This window comes from Bifidobacterium simiiventris (genome assembly GCF_019331715.1).
Classification (GTDB): Bacteria; Actinomycetota; Actinomycetes; order Actinomycetales; family Bifidobacteriaceae; genus Bifidobacterium; species Bifidobacterium simiiventris.
Window position 1 is genome coordinate 563,848 of the sequence record NZ_JAHBBG010000001.1, and the last position, 17,234, is coordinate 581,081.

At 64.4% G+C, this 17,234-nt stretch carries 16 protein-coding genes; 3 read left to right on the top strand and 13 right to left on the bottom strand.

The genetic code is table 11. The features are described 5' to 3' along the window. Positions 1–213 precede the first annotated feature (213 nt). Together gnd and KIH76_RS02310 are read right to left on the bottom strand one after the other, a co-directional pair. Positions 214–1,107 carry a phosphogluconate dehydrogenase (NAD(+)-dependent, decarboxylating) gene (gnd, locus tag KIH76_RS02305; protein WP_214374179.1) on the bottom strand — a complete coding sequence of 298 codons (894 nt, stop codon included), beginning with the start codon at positions 1,105–1,107 and terminating at the stop codon, positions 214–216. Between the two features lie 54 nt (positions 1,108–1,161). Beyond that, the gene (locus tag KIH76_RS02310; RefSeq protein WP_236036747.1) at positions 1,162–1,779 is read right to left on the bottom strand and encodes a gluconokinase; all 618 of its coding nucleotides are present in this window, start codon (positions 1,777–1,779) and stop codon (positions 1,162–1,164) included. A gap of 196 nt (positions 1,780–1,975) precedes the next feature. On the opposite strand from KIH76_RS02310, the gene KIH76_RS02315 reads away from it, so the two are divergent. Then, positions 1,976–2,716 carry a FadR/GntR family transcriptional regulator gene (locus tag KIH76_RS02315; protein WP_214374178.1) on the top strand — a complete coding sequence of 247 codons (741 nt, stop codon included), beginning with the start codon at positions 1,976–1,978 and terminating at the stop codon, positions 2,714–2,716. Positions 2,717–2,843: 127 nt separating this feature from the next. Here KIH76_RS02315 and KIH76_RS02320 read toward each other — a convergent pair whose 3' ends face one another. The 4 genes from KIH76_RS02320 to KIH76_RS02335 form a co-directional block, all read right to left on the bottom strand. Continuing rightward, complete coding sequence (locus KIH76_RS02320) at positions 2,844–3,326, bottom strand: S-ribosylhomocysteine lyase (RefSeq protein ID WP_214374177.1); 483 nt, start codon at positions 3,324–3,326, stop codon at positions 2,844–2,846. 206 nt (positions 3,327–3,532) lie between these two features. Then, positions 3,533–5,572 carry a RecQ family ATP-dependent DNA helicase gene (locus tag KIH76_RS02325; protein WP_219069086.1) on the bottom strand — a complete coding sequence of 680 codons (2,040 nt, stop codon included), beginning with the start codon at positions 5,570–5,572 and terminating at the stop codon, positions 3,533–3,535. Positions 5,573–5,715: 143 nt separating this feature from the next. Next, positions 5,716–6,897: a cystathionine gamma-synthase gene (locus KIH76_RS02330; protein ID WP_214374175.1), complete on the bottom strand. Its 1,182-nt coding sequence runs from the start codon at positions 6,895–6,897 to the stop codon at positions 5,716–5,718. A 123-nt stretch (positions 6,898–7,020) separates the two neighbouring features. Beyond that, a complete protein-coding gene (locus tag KIH76_RS02335) occupies positions 7,021–8,040 on the bottom strand; it encodes a pyridoxal-phosphate dependent enzyme (RefSeq protein ID WP_219069088.1) in 1,020 nt (339 codons plus the stop codon). 673 nt (positions 8,041–8,713) lie between these two features. Between KIH76_RS02335 and KIH76_RS02340 the strand changes: the two genes are divergently transcribed. Both KIH76_RS02340 and KIH76_RS02345 read left to right on the top strand, forming a co-directional pair. Then, on the top strand, positions 8,714–9,013 hold the full coding sequence (locus tag KIH76_RS02340) for a DUF2089 family protein (protein WP_214372275.1): 300 nt from the start codon (positions 8,714–8,716) through the stop codon (positions 9,011–9,013). Between the two features lie 64 nt (positions 9,014–9,077). Next, on the top strand, positions 9,078–9,455 hold the full coding sequence (locus KIH76_RS02345) for a hypothetical protein (RefSeq protein ID WP_219069091.1): 378 nt from the start codon (positions 9,078–9,080) through the stop codon (positions 9,453–9,455). Between the two features lie 121 nt (positions 9,456–9,576). Here the strand turns inward: KIH76_RS02345 and KIH76_RS02350 are convergent, their stop codons facing one another. The 7 genes from KIH76_RS02350 to KIH76_RS02380 form a co-directional block, all read right to left on the bottom strand. Next, entirely contained in the window at positions 9,577–10,047 is a 471-nt protein-coding gene (locus KIH76_RS02350; RefSeq protein WP_219069093.1) for a hypothetical protein, read from the bottom strand. Between the two features lie 111 nt (positions 10,048–10,158). Further along, positions 10,159–11,574 (bottom strand): PIF1 family DEAD/DEAH box helicase, encoded by a 1,416-nt coding sequence (locus tag KIH76_RS02355; protein ID WP_219069095.1) that lies wholly within the window; start codon positions 11,572–11,574, stop codon positions 10,159–10,161. A 247-nt stretch (positions 11,575–11,821) separates the two neighbouring features. After that, a complete protein-coding gene (locus KIH76_RS02360; RefSeq protein ID WP_219069097.1) occupies positions 11,822–12,682 on the bottom strand; it encodes a Cof-type HAD-IIB family hydrolase in 861 nt (286 codons plus the stop codon). 177 nt (positions 12,683–12,859) lie between these two features. Further along, the gene (gene orn, locus KIH76_RS02365) at positions 12,860–13,510 is read right to left on the bottom strand and encodes an oligoribonuclease (RefSeq protein ID WP_219069099.1); all 651 of its coding nucleotides are present in this window, start codon (positions 13,508–13,510) and stop codon (positions 12,860–12,862) included. A 269-nt stretch (positions 13,511–13,779) separates the two neighbouring features. After that, positions 13,780–15,324, bottom strand: coding sequence for an IMP dehydrogenase (gene guaB / locus KIH76_RS02370; RefSeq protein WP_214372281.1), 1,545 nt, complete (start codon positions 15,322–15,324; stop codon positions 13,780–13,782). Between the two features lie 69 nt (positions 15,325–15,393). Further along, positions 15,394–16,539 (bottom strand): MraY family glycosyltransferase, encoded by a 1,146-nt coding sequence (locus KIH76_RS02375; RefSeq protein WP_214372283.1) that lies wholly within the window; start codon positions 16,537–16,539, stop codon positions 15,394–15,396. Further along, positions 16,536–17,195 (bottom strand): L-threonylcarbamoyladenylate synthase, encoded by a 660-nt coding sequence (locus KIH76_RS02380; protein WP_219069101.1) that lies wholly within the window; start codon positions 17,193–17,195, stop codon positions 16,536–16,538. Before KIH76_RS02380 ends, KIH76_RS02375 begins: the two co-directional genes overlap by 4 nt. Between the last annotated feature and the right edge of the window lie 39 nt (positions 17,196–17,234).

The following is a 17,234-nucleotide window of genomic DNA, read 5'->3' on the forward strand; positions in this document are numbered from 1 at the left end:
ACGGCCATCAGCGTCCGCTTTCCATGAGCAGTGTCATCTTCCTGGAGGAAAACGGACGCCGCGAAGGCCGCAGGCGTCCGTTTTTCTCCAGCAGCCGCCGATCCGAGGAGATTTCGGACGCTTCAGTATGCCGGCTCGGATTCGGCTAGAACTCGTGACATCCTCGACGAATCCGGCCCGCCAGACAGCGGCACCGACGAGATCGCAACCCGCTCAGTGGGTCGCGATCTCGTCGACCTTGGTGACGTGGCCGCCGAACTGGGCCCTGAGGGCCGTCACGACGCGCAGGATGTCGTCGGCCGCGCCGCGCGAATCCTGGCGCTGCCACAGGGCCGCGGCGGTGGTCGGCGTGGGCACGCCGAGTTCGAGCGCCGCCTCGACCATCCACTTGGCCTCGCCGGACTCGTTGGCGACCGGCGGCACGTTGTGCAGCGTCGGATCGTCCTTGGTCGCGTTCTCGAACAGGTCGAGCAGCCAGCTGGCGACGACCGAGCCGGAGCGCCACGAGGCCATCGTCTTGGCCGGGTCGGTCACGTATTCGCTGCGCATCATCGTGGCGAAGCCCTCGCCGAACGCCTGCATCATGCCATATTCGATGCCGTTGTGCACCATCTTGGCGAAATGGCCGCCTCCGACCGGGCCTGCGTGCACGAGACCGTACTCGCCTTCCGGCTTCAACGTCTCGAAGATCGGCAGCACGGTGGCGTAGTCCTCGGCCGAGCCGCCGACCATGAGCGCATAGCCGCGTTCCGCGCCCCACACGCCGCCGGAGACGCCGCAGTCGAGAAAGCCGATGCCACGTTCGGACAGCACGGACGCATGTTCGCGGTCCTCGGTGTACTTGGAGTTACCACCGTCCACAACGATGTCGCCCGGCTCGAGCAGCTCGCCGAGCTTGGCGCTCGTGGATTCGGTGGGCACGCCGGCCGGCACCATGACCCACACGACGCGCGGGGTCCTGAGCGCGCCGACGAGCGCCTCGAGCGAGTCGACGTCGCGGCCGGAGTCGGGGTTCATGTCGAAGCCGACGATCTCATGGCCGCCTTCGCGCAGCCGCTTGACCATGTTGCCGCCCATGCGGCCGAGTCCGATCATTCCCATTTGCATGATGGTTGCACCTTCCTTGGTGAATATGTGATGGGTGAATTGGTTGTGTGAGATTTACAGTCCGAGCGCGGCGACGACCGCCGCGGCCTCCTGGTCGGGCGTGGTGCCGTGGCCGATCTCGACGTCGACGTGTACCTCGTCCGAACCCGGCTCCTCGAGGATGTCGAACTGGGACTGGAGCATGCTGGTCTTCATGAAATGGCCCTGGCGGTGCGACATGCGCGCCAGCACCTCGTCGTAGGTTCCCTTCATGTACACGAACACCACGCCCGGCCTGCGCAGCTTGTCGCGGTACGCCTTCTTGAGCGCGGAGCAGGTGACGACGGCCGGCTCGCCCGCGGCCACGCGCTGGTCGATCCATGCGGCGAGCGCGTCGAGCCACGGCCAGCGGTCCTCGTCGGTCAGCGGGTGGCCGGCGGCCATCTTCTCGATGTTGGCCTTGGGGTGGAAATCGTCGGCTTCGGCGTATTTGACGCCGAGTTTGGCGGACACGTGCTCGGCGACGGTTGTCTTGCCGCAGCCGCACACGCCCATGATGATGGCGATGGGTTTGGTGTGCGCGAAGTAGCCTTCCGGAATGGTGTTGGCCGAAATGAGATCAGGCCGCTCGTCCGACTGTGCGGACCGCGACGCGACATCCTGGGTCTGAGCCGAAATCTCGGTATTCGTCATCTGACGCTCCCTTGATATGATCGCGCAACCACGCGCTGTTTTGCATGACGTTTTATTTATCGACGTACATTTCGTATGCCTTTTCATACTATATCACATCATTTGGAATACGCAATACGAAATATATGCGACTCACCCATTACGTATGCCAATACGAATGACCTACGTTGCTTTTGTATGTGCGATACTTGACGGTATGACTGTCAATACGACCAACGACAGCGGACGCAACGCGGACCGTCCGCTGCACGACCGCCTGCTTGAGGAATGGGGCATGGCCGTGGTAAGCGGCGACATCGCCGTCGGAGAACGCTTGCCCGACCCCGCCATGGACGGCGACACGCCGCCGTCGCGCACCGTGACGCGCGAAGCCACGAGGGTGCTGGAATCAATGGGGCTGGTGAGCGTCAAACGCAAGACCGGCGCCACCGTCAACCCGATCGAGCAATGGAACATGTTCGACCCGCAGGTCATCGGATGGCGACTGCGCGGCGCCCATCGGCTCGACGCGTTGCACGAGCTCTCCCAGCTGCGCGCCGCGGTGGAACCGATGGCCGCGCGACTCGCGGCGAGCGCCGCCACGCCCGACCAGTGGGCGGCGCTGACCGAGGCCGCCATCGGCATGGTGTCGCATTCGAATCATGCCAACGGCCCGGATTATCTGGACGCCGACATGCGCTTTCACCGCACGCTGCTGCAGGCGTCCGGCAACCGCATGTTCGCCGAGCTGGGCGACGTGATCGCCTCGACGCTGAGGGGACGCACGCAGCACGAGCTGATGCCGCAGACCGCGGACCAGACCGCGCTGAATTTGCACGCCGAGATCGCCGCGCTGATCCGCAAAGGCGACGGCGAGGCCGCCGAGACGGCGATGCGACGCATCGTGGACGAATCCGAGGCCGCCATCGTGCGCCTCGCCACGGCCGACGAACGCTGAGATCCCGCCGCACACGCAGCCCGCAACCGGCATGACGACGCCCGGCTTCCATCGCAACGGACGGAACGCCGGGCGTCGTCATGCCGGACTCCCGACGGTCGGGAACCGAACCGGCCATCGGTTCAGATCAGACGACCTTGCGCTCGAACGGATCGGAGCTGATGCCCTTGGCGAGGATGTCCTTCGCCCATTCCTTCGCGGTGAACAGGCTGTGGTCGCGGTAGTTGCCGCAGCTTTCGATCGTCGTGGCCGGCACGTCGTCCCACGTGGCCTGGTAGGCGATGAACTCGAGTGATTCCTTGAGCGCCTTCGCCACGTCCTCGGTCGAATGCGTGCCCCAGGTCAGCAGATGGAAGCCGGTGCGGCAACCGAACGGCGAGCAGTCGATGTAGCCGGGGATGCGTTCGCGCAGCAGCACGGCGATCGTGTGCTCGATCGTGTGCAGGCCGGCAGTCGGGATCGCGTTCTCGTTCGGCTGGACGAGACGCAGGTCGTAGTTCGAGATCACGTCGCCGTTCGGGCCGGTCTGCGTATCGATGTAGCGCACGTACGGGGCCTTGACCTTCGTGTGATCGAGTTGGAAGCTTTCGACGACTGGCTTGTCGGCCATTTCAGACTCCTTGTCTTGAGGATGATGTCCGTCTCCTATTGTTCCACCATCGACGGCGTTCATGGGGCGGATCGGCAAAATCGCTATAGACGCTGCTTATAAGCGAGGACGCTTCCGCGCTGCTCGCCGGCACGTCGTTCCTCTGTCGGAGGGGCCACGTCACGCAGCGTCCGGGATCATCGTCCCCGCATAACCAGCGCGCGACGCTAGTCGCCGAACCCGGCGATCGCCTCCATGAACCGTTCGCCGTATTGCTTGAGCTTGCTTTCGCCCACGCCGTTGACCCCGAGGAACCGCTCGTCGGTGGTCGGTTTGACGCGGGCCATGTCGCGCAGGGTCTTGTCGGAGAACACGATGTACGGCGGCTTGCCGATCTCCTGCGCGATGTCGCGACGCAGGGCGCGCAGCCGCTGGAACAGCGCCTCGTCGGCCTCGCTGACCGGCTCGAACGAGCCGAGCGCCGGGCCGGACGCGACGGTCGCGGCGCCGAACCGGCCACTGCTCGCGGCGCCGGAACGGCTCGATGCCGCCCGTTCCACGCGTTTGATCTCGTAGTGGAAGTCCGGCGCGACCGTTTCCGCGGCCCGCTTGCCGAATCCGACGATCGGCAGTCGCCCTTCGGACACGAACAGGAATCCGTCGGTCGTCATCTGACTGAGCACATCGCGAACGCGCGCTTCGGGCGTCTGCTCCAGTCTTCCGTAGCTCGGGCATCGGTCCAGTCCGCGGGCAAGCACGTCCTGGGCACGCGAACCGCGCAGCACGGCGACGATTTTTCCCGAGCCAAGCCCCTGCCGCATCGGCGTGCGCGTCGGCCGGTTCCGATCGTCGTAGTCGTACATCACGTCGTGCACGCACCGGCTGATCGCGCGCGCGATGTCGGTCACGTCCAGCGTCTCGAACGTGCTGTCGCAGTTCGTGCAGCCGCCCTTGCATTTCGCGGCATCTCCGTTGCCGTTCGCGTCGCCGGTGCCACTGCCGGCCGGTGCGGTTTCGCCGAAATAGCGGGTCATGTACGTGTGCAGGCAGTCCGTGGTGCGGCAGTATCCGATCATGGCGTCGAGCAGACGACGTTTGTTGGCGCGGTTGATCTCCTGCTCCTCGGGCGTCATGCGATCGTTCTCATAGTCGCTGTCGAGCAGACGGCGGCGGGTGACGATGTCCGATTCGTTCCACAGCAGCGTGCAGCGGCTCGGTTCGCCGTCACGGCCCGCGCGGCCGGCCTCCTGGTAATAGGCTTCGATCGATTCGGGCATGTTGTGATGGATCACGTAGCGTACGTTCGACTTGTCGATGCCCATGCCGAACGCGTTGGTGGCCACGACCACGGGGATGCGGTCAGTGACGAAGTCGCGTTGGGCCTGGTTGCGTACGTCGGCCGGCATGCCGCCGTGGTAGGCGACAGCGACCGGGCCGAGGCTGTCGAGACCATCCGCCACGCCGCCGGCCGCATCTCCCGCCGCGCGCAACGCCGGCACGGCCCGGTTGATTGCGGCGGCCAGCTCCTCGGTCGTCTTGCGCGTGGCGCAGTACACGATGCCGGATTCGTCCGGGTGCGAGGCGATGTAGCTTGCCACCCATGCGGCCTTGCGCTTGGTGTCCATGCGGATCACGTCGAAATACAGGTTCTCGCGGTCGAAACCGGTGACGGTGACCTGCGGATTGCGCAATCCCAGCATGCCGACGATGTCGCGGCGCACGCGTTCGGTGGCGGTGGCGGTGAACGCGGCGACGACCGGGCGGGCGGGCAGATTGGCGATGAATTCGCCGATGCCAAGGTATGAAGAACGGAAGTCCTGGCCCCATTGGGAGACGCAGTGAGCCTCGTCCACGGCGATGAGGCTGACGGGCGTACGGGCGGCGAAATCCCGGAACCGATCGGTGTCGAGGCGTTCCGGGGCGACGTAGAGGAGCTTCACGTCGCCGCGGGCGGCCTGCGCGAGCACCATGCCCTGCTCGTCGGGGCTTTGCGTGGTGTTGATGAACGCGGCGGGGATGCCGGCGTCGGTCAGGGCGTCGACCTGATCGCGCATGAGGGAGATCAGGGGCGAAATGACCACGGTGATGCCGGGCAGGAGCGTGGCCGGAATCTGGTAGCACACGGATTTGCCCGCGCCCGTGGGCATCACGCCGAGCACGTCGCGTCCGGCGAGGATCGCCTCGACCAGGCCGGATTGGCCGGGCCGGAACGAATCGTAGCCGAAATACTGTTTGAGCGCCCCCAGCGCCGCCGCGTTGTCTGTCATGCCTCCCAAGTGTAGGCGATGGCGGGCGATCCGGGCATGTCGCGGGCTGGCGCACAAGCCATGATGGCACTATGCGAAAAGTCTCCCGGCCGTCGTCGCAAGGGGAACGGTCGGGAGACTCGGGGCCGATACAAGGACCGACGTCAGATCGCCTTGAACGCCTGATCGAGGTCGGCGATCAGGTCGTCGGCATCCTCGACGCCGACCGACAGGCGGATCAGGTTCGCCGGCACCTCGAGCGTAGTGCCCGCCACGGAGGCGTGGGTCATCGCACCCGGGTGCTCGATCAGCGATTCGACACCGCCAAGCGATTCGGCGAGCGTGAACACCTGCGTCGCACCGGCGAAGCGCTTGGCCGCCTCGAATCCAGCCTTGATCTGCACGGAGATCATGCCGCCGAATCCACCGTGCATCTGGCGTGCCGCGATCTCGTGGCCCGGATGCGATTCGAGGCCCGGGTACCACACGCGTTCCACCTCAGAATGGCCTTCAAGCCACTGCGCGATCTTCAGCGCATTGCGACTATGCTGCTTGACACGCAGGTCAAGGGTCTTGAGTCCGCGGATCTCCAGCCACGAGTCGAACGGCGAAGGCACCGCGCCGGCAGCGTTCTGCAGGAACGCCACCTCGTCGCGCGTTTCCTCGTCGTTGAGCACCACCGCGCCGCCGACCACGTCGGAGTGCCCGCCGATGTACTTGGTGGTCGAATACACAACCACATCTGCACCTTCCGCGAGCGGGTGCTGCAGCACCGGCGAGGCGAACGTGTTGTCGACCGCGACCTTGACGCCATGCTCGTGCGCAAGCGCCGCCACGGCCTTGATGTCGGTGATGTTGAGCAGCGGGTTCGACGGCGTCTCCACCCAGATGTACGCGTAGGGCTTGGTCTTGAACGCCGCAGCCACCGCGTCCAGATCGGTGATGTCGACCACGTCGAGGCCCACGCCCCACGGCACGAACACCTTCGACAGCAGTCGGTAGGTGCCGCCGTACACGTCGTTGCCGAGCAGGATGTTGTCACCGGGCTTGATGGTCGAGCGCAGCAACACGTCGATCGCAGCGAGGCCGGAGGAGAACGAGAGCGCGTATTTCGCGCCTTCGACGGAGGCGAGCTGCGCGTCGAAGCTGTTGCGGGTCGGGTTGATGGAGCGGCTGTAGTCGTAGCCGTGGCGCAGTCCGCCGACGCCGTCCTGCTTGAACGTGGAGGTGGCGTAGATCGGCGTGACGACCGCGCCGGTGGTCGGATCGGGTTCCTGGCCGGCGTGGATGGCGCGAGTGGCGAGCTGGGATGCGGCAAGTGCGGCGGCGTTGGTGGAGATGGTCATGGTCGGTTCCTTTCGAATGTCCCTCTTGCGAGGGTAATGGTGTGATTCGGTTTGTGTGGTGGCGTGGCTATCGGAGTTGCCGATAGCGCGTTATGTGTGGGGTCGAGCTGACGGTTCGCCCGCTCACAGGTATTGCGCGGCGAGCGCGGGCCGGCTGGTCGCCTCGACGATGTCGCCGTAGCCGTGGTCGCGCATCCAGTCGTCGTTGAAGATCTTCTCCAGGTAGCTGCGGCCGGAGTCGGGCGCGAGCACGACAACGAGCTGGTTCTCGTCGAGCTGCCGTTCACGCGCGTATCGCACGGCTGCGGCGACCGCCATGCCGGACGATCCGCCGACGAGCAACCCTTCCTCCCCCGCGAGCCGGCGCGTCATGAGGAACGCGTCGTGGTCGTTGACCTTGACGATGTCGTCGGTGATGGTCCGGTCGAACGCCTTCGGATAGAAGTCCTCGCCGACGCCTTCGATGTCGTACTGGTGGACAGCGCTCATGTCGCCGCCGGCGGAGTAGATCGAGCCTTCCGGGTCCGCACCGACGACCGTGACCACGCCGTTCGACGCGTCCTTGAGGTAGCGTCCGGTGCCGGAGATCGTGCCTCCGGTGCCGATGCCGGCCACGAAGTGCGTGACCTTGCGGTCGGTGGCCTGCCAGATTTCCGGGCCGGTGGTGGCGTAGTGGCTGGCCGGTCCGTTCGGATTGTCGTACTGGTTGGGGCGGAACGCGCCGGGGATGGTGTTGGCGAGCCGCTCGGCGACCTGATAGTAGGACCGCGGGTCGTCGGGGCCGGCGTCGGTGGGGGTGACGACGATTTCCGCACCGTACGCGCGCAGCACGGCGCGTTTGGATTCGCTGACTTTGTCGGGCAGGGTGAAGATGGTGCGGTAGCCGCGCTGCTGGGCGACGAGCGCGAGGCCGACGCCGGTGTTGCCGGAGGTCGGTTCGACGATCACGCCGCCGGGCTTGAGTTGGCCGGAACGTTCGGCCGCGTCGATGATGCGTTCGGCGATGCGGTCCTTGGACGAGCCGCCGGGGTTGAGATATTCGACTTTGACGGCGATGGTGGCCTTGATGTCGTTGGCGACGTGGTTGAGTTTGACGAGCGGGGTGTTGCCGATGGTTTCGGCGATGGAGTTGTGGACGGTCATGGTCGGTTCTCGTTTCTTCTGCGGGGGATGTTCTGGTTTTCGCGATATGGATGAGATAGGAGAGGTTCTGGCTCATCGGCCAACGCCGCAGGTATGAGAAACGGGATTGATGATTTTCGATGGCATGTGTGATCGGTTGAGCTGATACCGTCTTGAACCGATACCGTTTGCGATCACAGACCGATGATGGTACGAGACGATCCGCAACCGATGATGGCATGAAACCACCATGCACAAACAAAGTGGGATGATCGAAAAAGAATGACCCTTATCTCAAGTTATGCGTTGTCAACCGCTTGCCAATGCCCGATGTGGGCAGCACGGTTAGCGGCAACAACAACACAAGAGATTCGTCATGTCTCACACCATACCACCCACCCCAACCCCAGCGTGTCGCCCATCTCATATCCTGACACCGGTTCATCATCCCGGCCAAGTGCATATGGCGCTGGCAAGACATTGATAAACGATGCGCAAGCAGCGCCGGCCGGCCAAATCCGCCCCTATTCGCGTATGATGCCGGCGGAGCCTCGGCTCCCTCAGCCGAGGAAGCGTCGCGGCATGTCAGTGTTGTCACATCCAGCAACACCACACATTGATCTTTAATATTATTAAAGATATACTTAATTTTATTGAAATTATTATTCAAGGAAGAAAGGAGAAATCACATCGTATGAATACCGCGCCACCGTGGATGCAGAATCTTGACGACGAAGACATGGCCTTCATCAAGCGGTTTCTGCTTGCTTCCGGCTCAATGAAGGAGGTCTCCGCCGAATACGGCGTCTCCTACCCCACCGTCAGGCTTCGTCTCGACCGTCTCATCCAGAAGATCCGACTCGCCGAGCAGATCGACAACGAGCCGTACATCGCCCTTATCAAGCGGCTTGCCGTGGACGATAAACTCGACTTCGACACCGCGAAAATACTCATCACCGAATATCGCAGACAATGCGATCGTTCCGATCAGTAGCAGCACCCATCCATACGTGAGGCTCATCATCGGACTGGTCACGCAACTCAACGAGGAGTGCATTATGGAACAGTTCATTGCCGATCATATCGAACATCTCTCTACCGCGGCCACCGTGCTGCCGATCATCGTGATCGTTCTGTTCGTTCTTTCCGTAGTCTTGCAGTTCCGTCTGACCCGCACCGGCGACACACGATTCTGGCTGATACCGCCGATCGTGTGGATCTCGCTCGGCGTGGCATGGGCGATTGGATGGAACCTGTTCGTGTTGGTCATGTCAGGAGCACCATGGGATGCCGTCGGCCCGATGGTGGTAATGGGCATCGTCTCCGGAATGATCAGATACAGCATTCCGGGACTGATTCTGCTGGGCATCGGCTGGTACCGGCACGACAAAGCTAGTCGGCGCAAGGAAACGCACATGGCAGTGCAGGACCTGTGAGACGGCACAGTGAATGCCTTAACCGGCCGCCGCATAACCAGCAAACAACAAGGCTCTCCGAAAAAACACCGCGTTCTTCGGAGAGCCTTGCGCTTCAAACCGGCGGAAACCGGCTAGTCGCTCACTGCTTGAGGCTGGCGTTGACGGCGTCGACGGCCTTCTGCAGGGTCTTGGTGTGGTCCTGGTACCAGGTGGTGTTCTTCTTGATGTTCTCGATCGCGGTTTCGTATTCGGAATCCGCGTCGACGTTGCAGGAGGCAAGCTCCGGGGTCTCGACGGAGAGTTCCTTGTTGAGCGCGTCGAGGGTCTTGGCGTCGTTCACGTCGTCCTTGGTATAGGCGGACGCGGTGGCGGCGTCGCCGTTGACGAGGCCGTTGTATTCGTTCTGGGCGACACGCAGGTCGTCGGACGCGGTCGCGCAATCGGCCTTGAGGGTCTCTACGCTCGGACCGCCGAACACGGTCACGCCGACCACGACGGCGGCGACGATGACCACGACCGCGACGATCGCGGCGATGACGATGGCCTTGATGTTCTTCTTCTGTGCGCCTTCACCGGCCACGGCAAGCTCCTTCTTGTCTCCAGTTGTCACTTGTTGTTGCTCCTTTCCGAGCAAACCCACGACACTGTACCAGAACCGCATACGTTAGCAACCGTCGCGGCCCTGTTCGTCTCACCGAAGCCCCGCGTTTTTGGACAATCGCTAGAACAGCTCGCCCTGCTCGAACTCGTCGTCGGCCGAGCCGCCGGCGGCACGGGCGCGCGGGTCGAACGCCTCGGCGCCGTCCTGCGCAAGCAGGTCGGCGGCCGCATCGGAACGGTCGCGCAGCACGCCGTCGAGCCGCACCGCGTCGGGCGACACGTAGAACATCCGCTCGTTGACGCCCTCCAGAAACAGTCCGTCCATCGACTCGACGCGCGAAAGCGCCACGTACCCCATGCCCGGCGCGAACGTTCGCCGCAAATCCATCACCGCACGCTCCAACGTCATGCCCTGCGACTTGTGAATCGTGATCGCCCACGCGCACCGCAACGGCACCTGGTTGATCGACGCGAGCACCGTCTCGCCGTCCATCATCTCCCACGCGGCCGGCTTCATCGTCACCACGTTGCCGTTCTCGAACTCGACGATCGGCCAGCCGCCCTTCGCCTCGGACGCGAACCCGCGCACCGTGCCGAGCGACCCGTTGACGAACTGCCGGTCGGCGTCGTTACGTAGCGCCATCACCGCAGCACCGGTCTTCAAGACCAGTTTCTCCGGCGCGAGCATGTTCTTCTTCAGCCGGTCCACGAGATTCACCGGACCGGACGATTCCGCGAAGAACGTGTGCTCCGCCGAGCCGATCTGCGCAAGCCGCAGGTCGTTCAGCCCGTCGGCCTGCCGGTTGACCGGGAACAGGTGCACGGCCACCTCGTCGGCCTCCGGCACGACGCCGAGCCGCGTGACCAGCGCGTCACGGTCGTCCTGGTCAACGCAGCCGTCGCGGATGTCGGTGAGCACGCCGAGCAGCTGCCCGTCGTCCTGACGGTGCTGCTCGGTCAGATAACAGACGACCGGATCAAGTTCGGCCCATACGAGCGATTCGGTGACGAATCCTTCCGGGTTCAGCCCGGCCTTCGCGTAGCGTTCGCGGGCGGCGACGAACTCGGGCGTGGGCGTGATCAGATCATTGTTGCGGCCCGACACGCTTACCGGCGGCAGCTGGAAGAAGTCGCCGGACAGCACGACTTGGATGCCGCCGAACGGGCGCGGGTCGCGGCGGATCGCGCGGCAGACCTGATCGACCATGTCGAACAGCCACGCGTGCATCATCGACACTTCGTCGATGACGAGGATGTCGGTGGATTCGATCTTGCGCCGGCGTCGCGTTTTGATGAGTTTGAGCAGGTTCGCGGTGAGCGAGGTCGACACGCCGACACCGCTCCACGAGTGGATGGTCTGGCCGTCAATATGCGTGGACGCGATGCCGGTCGACGCGGTGACGGCCACGGACGCGCCGTCCTTGCGCGCGGTGGCGATGAACTCGTTCAACACATACGTCTTGCCCGCACCCGGCGCACCGGTGAGGAATACGTTTGCACCGGCTTGCAGAATCGCCAGCGCCTCGCTTTGCCGCATAGTCCCTCCTTATCACGCTGCTTTCCATCATCGGCCGAGCGCATGACCCAAGCCATGTCATTTCGACCGAGCGAAGCGAGTGGAGAAATCTTCACACCGCACCAGCACCGGAAGATTTCTCGACTCGGCTCCGCCTCGCTCGAAATGACAGGGGTTGGACAGACATGTCTCACTCGAAATGACATGTTCAGGTAATCGGCAACCCGTCAGCCGATCAGACAGCCAACCAGACAACCGACCAGCCCAGTCAGCCGATCAGACGGTCGACGACCTGCAGCACGCCGTGGTCGACGTTCGTGGGCGCGATGTAGTGCGCGGCGGCCTTGAGGTCGGGGTGCGCGTTGCCCATCGCGAACGAGTACTCGCCAGCGGCGAGCATCTCAAGATCGTTGAGATAGTCGCCGAACACCGCGGTCTGCGCCGGCGCGACGTTCAGATGCCGTTGCAGCGCCTCGACCCCGCGCCGCTTGTCGGTCTGCGGATTCATGATGTCGACCCAGTGCGCACCCGAAACGACCACCTGCCAGTCGCGCGCGATGTCGTCCAGCAGATCGGCGGCCATCGCCTCGGCGTCGCCAAAGTCGAAGATCGCGAGCTTCAACATCGTCTCGTCGCCGCGCTCGACGCTCGGCAGCACGGCGTGCAGATCGGGCACGATCTCCAGCGCATGGTAGTACTTGCGGCATTCGTCGACGAACGCGGGATCGGTGCGCTGCACGTACGCCGTGTTCAGACCGCACAGCACGAGGCCGACGTCGTGCGTGCCGTTCGCGACGGCCGCATCGACCATGTCGATGACGGTTCGAGAGACGGCGACGTCCACGCCGTGGACTTCGATGAGTTCGCCGTCCGCGACGACGACGTTGCCGTTCTCCGCGATGTACGACAGTTCGCGCGGCACGCGGTCGGCGAACATGGATCGCAGCGTGGCGTACTGGCGGCCGGACGCGGGCACGAATTCGACGCCGCGCGACTGCAGCCGTTCGAGCATCGGCCAGAATCCGGACGGGATCTCGCTGTGCTCGTCCAGCAACGTGCCATCCATGTCGGCGACGACGAGTCTGATGTCTGCGGGACCGGCGATCTCGGTCCAGTCGGCTGCGGTCATGCGGCGGCTCCTTTACTTGTCTATCTCGGCTCCCTCGGCTGAGGGAGCTGGCACGCGTAGCGTGACTGAGGGAGCGTCACGCCCATAGCCTACCGAGTTTTCTGAAAGCCATAGCGTGTACGCTCCCCCAGTCAGCTTCGCTGACAGCCCCCTCAGCCGAGGGGGCCAAGGGATGGGCTACTTGTTGAGGATGCTGGTGGCGACGACGTCGGCGGCGATGCGCTTGGCGGTCGCCTCGTCCGGACCGGGGGCGGGCGCCATGAACGCCTCGCGGTAGTAGCGCAGCTCGTCGAGCGATTCGATGATGTCGGCGAGCGCGCGGTGGCCGCCGTTCTTCGGCGGGCGGTTCTCGTACACGGCCGGATACCAGCGGCGGGCGAGTTCCTTCAGCGTGCTCACGTCGACGCTGCGGTAGTGCAGGTGGCTCATGAGGTTCGGCATGTAGTGGTCGAGGAATTTCTTGTCGCTTCCGATCGTGTTGCCGGCGAGCAGCGGGCGCACGCCGTCCGGGGTGAAGCGCAGCACGTATTCGGTGACCTTCTGCTCCACCTCGGCGAGCGAAAGGCCGTGCTCCCATTCGTTGATGAGGCCGGAGCGGGTGTGCATGGTGCGCACGAAGTCGTTCATGTGGGCCACGGCGGCCTCGGACGGTTTGATGACGTAGTCCACGCCCTCGTCGAGCACGTTGAGGTCGAAGTCGGTCGGCACGACGGACACTTCGACCAGCTCGTCGCCGCCGAAGATGTCGAGTCCGGTCATTTCACAATCGATCCAGATCAGGCGCGAATCCTTCGCGCTGTAAGTTTCCGCATCATGGCTGTCCACCATCGTGCGCCGCCTTTCCTTGCTGTTTCTCGTCCTGTATCGAACAGTACAGGCTACCGCGCCGCCGATACAAAAACGGCTCCCTTGCCGCACGCGGGCAGGAGAGCCGCTATCGATCGATCAGCGCATACGAAAAAGCTCCCTCGGATGACGGAGCTGACACGCGTGGCGCGACTGAAGGCTGTCACGGGCATGCCCCGTGTTCTCTCCCTCAGTCACCTACGGTGACAGCTCCCTCATCAGAGGGAGCCGAGATAGCTGAAACCGACCGATCAGTTGTGGAAGCCGGAGTAGTTCGGGGCTTCGGCGGTCATCACGATGTCGTGCGGGTGCGATTCGCGCAGGCCGGCGTCGGTGATGCGGATGAAGCGGCCCTTCTCGCTCATCTCCTTGATGTTGTGCGCGCCGATGTAGAACATCGACTGGTGCAGGCCGCCGATCATCTGGTAGAGGACGGCGTTGAGCGGTCCGCGGTACGGCACTTCGCCTTCGACGCCTTCCGGCACGACCTTGTCGTTGGAGGTGACGTCGGCCTGGAAGTAGCGGTCCTTGGAGTAGGACTTCTTGCCGCGCGGGGCCATCGCGCCCAGCGAGCCCATGCCGCGGTACAGCTTGTACTGCTTGCCGTGCAGGAGCACCTTCTCGCCCGGGGCCTCCTCGCAGCCGGCGAGCGCGCCGCCGAGCATGACCGAGGACGCGCCGGCCACGAGGGCCTTGGCGATGTCGCCGGAGTAGTGGATGCCGCCGTCGGCGATGCACGGCACGCCGGCGGCCTTGCAGGCCTGGGCGGCTTCGTACACGGCGGTGAGCTGCGGGACGCCGACGCCGGCGACCACGCGGGTGGTGCAGATGGAGCCGGGGCCGACGCCGACCTTGACGGCGTCGACGCCCGCGTCGATCATGGCCTGGGCGCCGGAGCGGGTGGCGATGTTGCCGCCGATGACCTGCACGTCGCGGAAGGCCGGATCGGACTTGATGCGGCGGATCATGTCGAGCGCGAGGCGGGCCTCGCCGTTCGCGGTGTCGACGACGAGCACGTCGACGCCGGCCTCCATGAGGGCGGAGGCGCGCTGCCACGCGTCGCCGAGGAAGCCGACGCCGGCGGCCACGCGCAGACGGCCCTGGGCGTCCTTGGTGGCGTCCGGGTACTGCTCGGTCTTGACGAAGTCCTTGACGGTGATCAGGCCGGTCAGGTGGCCTTCGTTGTCGACGAGCGGGAGCTTCTCGACCTTGTGCTTGGCGAGCAGGTCGTGCGCGTCCTCCTTGGAGATGTTGGACGGGCCGGTGATGAGGTTCTCCTTGGTCATCACGTCGCGCACCTTGAGGTGGTCGTAGTCCTCGGATGCGATGAAGCGCATGTCGCGGTTGGTGATGATGCCGACGAGCTTGTTGTCCTTGTCGACGACCGGCAGGCCGGAGATGTGGAACTTGCCGCACAACTTGTCGAGGTCGGCGAGGGTGACGTCCGGGTTGACGGTCAGCGGGTCGGTGATCATGCCGGACTCGGAGCGCTTGACGACGTCGACCTGGGCGGCCTGGTCGTCGATGGACAGGTTGCGGTGGAGCACGCCGATGCCGCCGTTGCGGGCCATGGCGATGGCCATTTCGGATTCGGTGACGGTGTCCATGGCGGCGGAGATCGCCGGGACCTTCATGGTGATCTCACGGGTCAGGTGGGTGGTGGTGTCCACTTCGGACGGGATCACGTCCGTCTCGTTCGGCAGCAGCAGGACGTCGTCGTAGGCGAGGCCCAGCTGGGCGAAGATCGGAGGGAGCGGGGCGTAGTTGTTGTCATTCGTGTTAGGAATTAAAGCCATAGACCCACTATATGAACGTGTGTTGACGAGTGACACGCGCCCGTGGTATGGCGGGCAACGCAGCGGCCGTCAGTCCTCGCGGATGTGCTTGGCGCGCTGTTCGATCTCTTCGTTCTCCTCGCGGATCTCGGGGATGCGGTGTTTCAAATACGGGTACATGGTGACGATCGTGAGCACCACGGTCGCCACGGCCATGCCGATCGCCACGTAGCGCGCGCGGAAGAACAGGATCATCAGCGAGCCGAACGCGATGAGCGCCGCCCATCCCCACAACGTGAGCACCGCGCCCTGCACGGAATGGCCGATCTTGAGCATGCGGTGGTGCAGGTGCATGCGGTCGGGGTGCATCGGCGACTGGCCTTTCGCGAGCCGTCGCACGATCGCCATGCACATGTCGAGCACCGGCAGGAACAGCACGAGGATCGGCAGCAGGATCGGCATGAACACCGGCAGGTAGATGCTCGCGTGGATCGAGGCCGGGTCGAGTCGGCCGGTCATGATGATCGACGCGCAGGTGATCAGATAGCCGAGCAGCATGGAGCCTGAGTCGCCCATGAACAGTTTCGCCGGATGCCAGTTGTGCAGGATGAAGCCGACGCAGATGCCGATCATGGCGACATCGATCAGCGTGGCCATCGACGCGTACGACGGCGAGTTGCGCGCGATGATGTACGAGTAGACGGCGAACGCGATGCCACCGATCGCGACGATGCCGGACGCGAGTCCGTCCAGTCCGTCGACGAAGTTGACCGCGTTGATCGAAGCGACGATCAGGAACGCGGTGATCGTGATCGAAATGCTCGGGGATGCGGTGACGAGCGAGCCGAGCGGCAGCGAGATGATCTGCAGACCACCCCATGCGACGAACACGGCCGTCAGCAGCTGGCCTGACATCTTGAGCATCCAATCGAGATCCCACAGATCGTCGGCCATGCCGATCAGGCAGATCGAGATCGCGCCGAGCATCACGACCCACGCCTGCCGGCTCGCGTGGAACAGGTTGCCGGTGAACGGCAGCTGGCTGGCGATGAGCATCGCGCCGAGGAAGCCGACGAGCATGCCGAGACCGCCCATGCGCGGCGTGGGGATGGTGTGCACGTCGCGCGCGCGGACCTTGCCGACGGCGCCGATCTGGATGGCGAGGTGGCGGATGAGCGGGGTGACGAGGTAGGTGATGCCGCCGGCGAGCGCGGCGATGAGCAGGTAGATTCTCATGCGCCGAACCCGCCGCCGTTGAGGTGGATGGCCTTGCGGATGACGGCCTGCGGGATCACGCCTTCGCGCAGGATGTCGATGCCGTCGCGCGACAGCGGGTTGGCGGCGACCACGGTGCTGGCGACGTGGCCTTGCGTGGGGCCGCCGTCCAGGTACAGGTCGATGGCATCGCCGAACGCGGCCCGCGCTTCTTCGACGGTCTGGGCGCTTTCCTCGCCGGACCGGTTCGCGCTCGATGCGGCGAGCGGTCCGGTGGCGTTCAAGATGCGCAAGGTGACGGCCGAGTTGGGGATGCGGATGCCCTGGGTGCGCGTGCCGTTCGGAGTGGGGCTGATGGTGGCCAGATCGCAGTCGTCGCGGGCGACGGCGATCGGCGAGAACGCGCCGGGCAGGAAGCGTGCGGCGAGACGGTTGAGCGGTGCCGGCAGGTCGAGACCGAGGCCGTCGATCTGGTCGATGTTGGCAAGCAGGACCTGCAACGCCTTGAACCGCGGACGCTGCTTGACCTCGTAGATGCGCGCGATGGCGGCCTTGTTACGCGGGTCGCATGCCACGCCATAGACCGTGTCCGTGGGGATGACGACCAGTCCGCCCGCCTCGATGATCCGTTTCGCTTCGGCGAGGGAGTCCTCGTCCACCGTTGCAATCGCGCTCATGGCACCTCCTGATCTATCAAGCTACCATTGCACCATCGT

Coding starts and splice junctions, on each gene's coding strand:
- KIH76_RS02375 (WP_214372283.1), bottom strand. CDS start 16,539: ATGAGAATCTACCTGCTCATCGCCGCGCTCGCCGGCGGCATCACCTAC.
- KIH76_RS02315 (WP_214374178.1), top strand. CDS start 1,976: ATGACTGTCAATACGACCAACGACAGCGGACGCAACGCGGACCGTCCG.
- KIH76_RS02310 (WP_236036747.1), bottom strand. CDS start 1,779: ATGACGAATACCGAGATTTCGGCTCAGACCCAGGATGTCGCGTCGCGG.
- KIH76_RS02380 (WP_219069101.1), bottom strand. CDS start 17,195: ATGAGCGCGATTGCAACGGTGGACGAGGACTCCCTCGCCGAAGCGAAA.
- guaB (WP_214372281.1), bottom strand. CDS start 15,324: ATGGCTTTAATTCCTAACACGAATGACAACAACTACGCCCCGCTCCCT.
- KIH76_RS02325 (WP_219069086.1), bottom strand. CDS start 5,572: ATGACAGACAACGCGGCGGCGCTGGGGGCGCTCAAACAGTATTTCGGC.
- orn (WP_219069099.1), bottom strand. CDS start 13,510: ATGGTGGACAGCCATGATGCGGAAACTTACAGCGCGAAGGATTCGCGC.
- KIH76_RS02360 (WP_219069097.1), bottom strand. CDS start 12,682: ATGACCGCAGCCGACTGGACCGAGATCGCCGGTCCCGCAGACATCAGA.
- KIH76_RS02355 (WP_219069095.1), bottom strand. CDS start 11,574: ATGCGGCAAAGCGAGGCGCTGGCGATTCTGCAAGCCGGTGCAAACGTA.
- KIH76_RS02335 (WP_219069088.1), bottom strand. CDS start 8,040: ATGACCGTCCACAACTCCATCGCCGAAACCATCGGCAACACCCCGCTC.
- KIH76_RS02345 (WP_219069091.1), top strand. CDS start 9,078: ATGGAACAGTTCATTGCCGATCATATCGAACATCTCTCTACCGCGGCC.
- KIH76_RS02330 (WP_214374175.1), bottom strand. CDS start 6,897: ATGACCATCTCCACCAACGCCGCCGCACTTGCCGCATCCCAGCTCGCC.
- gnd (WP_214374179.1), bottom strand. CDS start 1,107: ATGCAAATGGGAATGATCGGACTCGGCCGCATGGGCGGCAACATGGTC.
- KIH76_RS02340 (WP_214372275.1), top strand. CDS start 8,714: ATGAATACCGCGCCACCGTGGATGCAGAATCTTGACGACGAAGACATG.
- KIH76_RS02320 (WP_214374177.1), bottom strand. CDS start 3,326: ATGGCCGACAAGCCAGTCGTCGAAAGCTTCCAACTCGATCACACGAAG.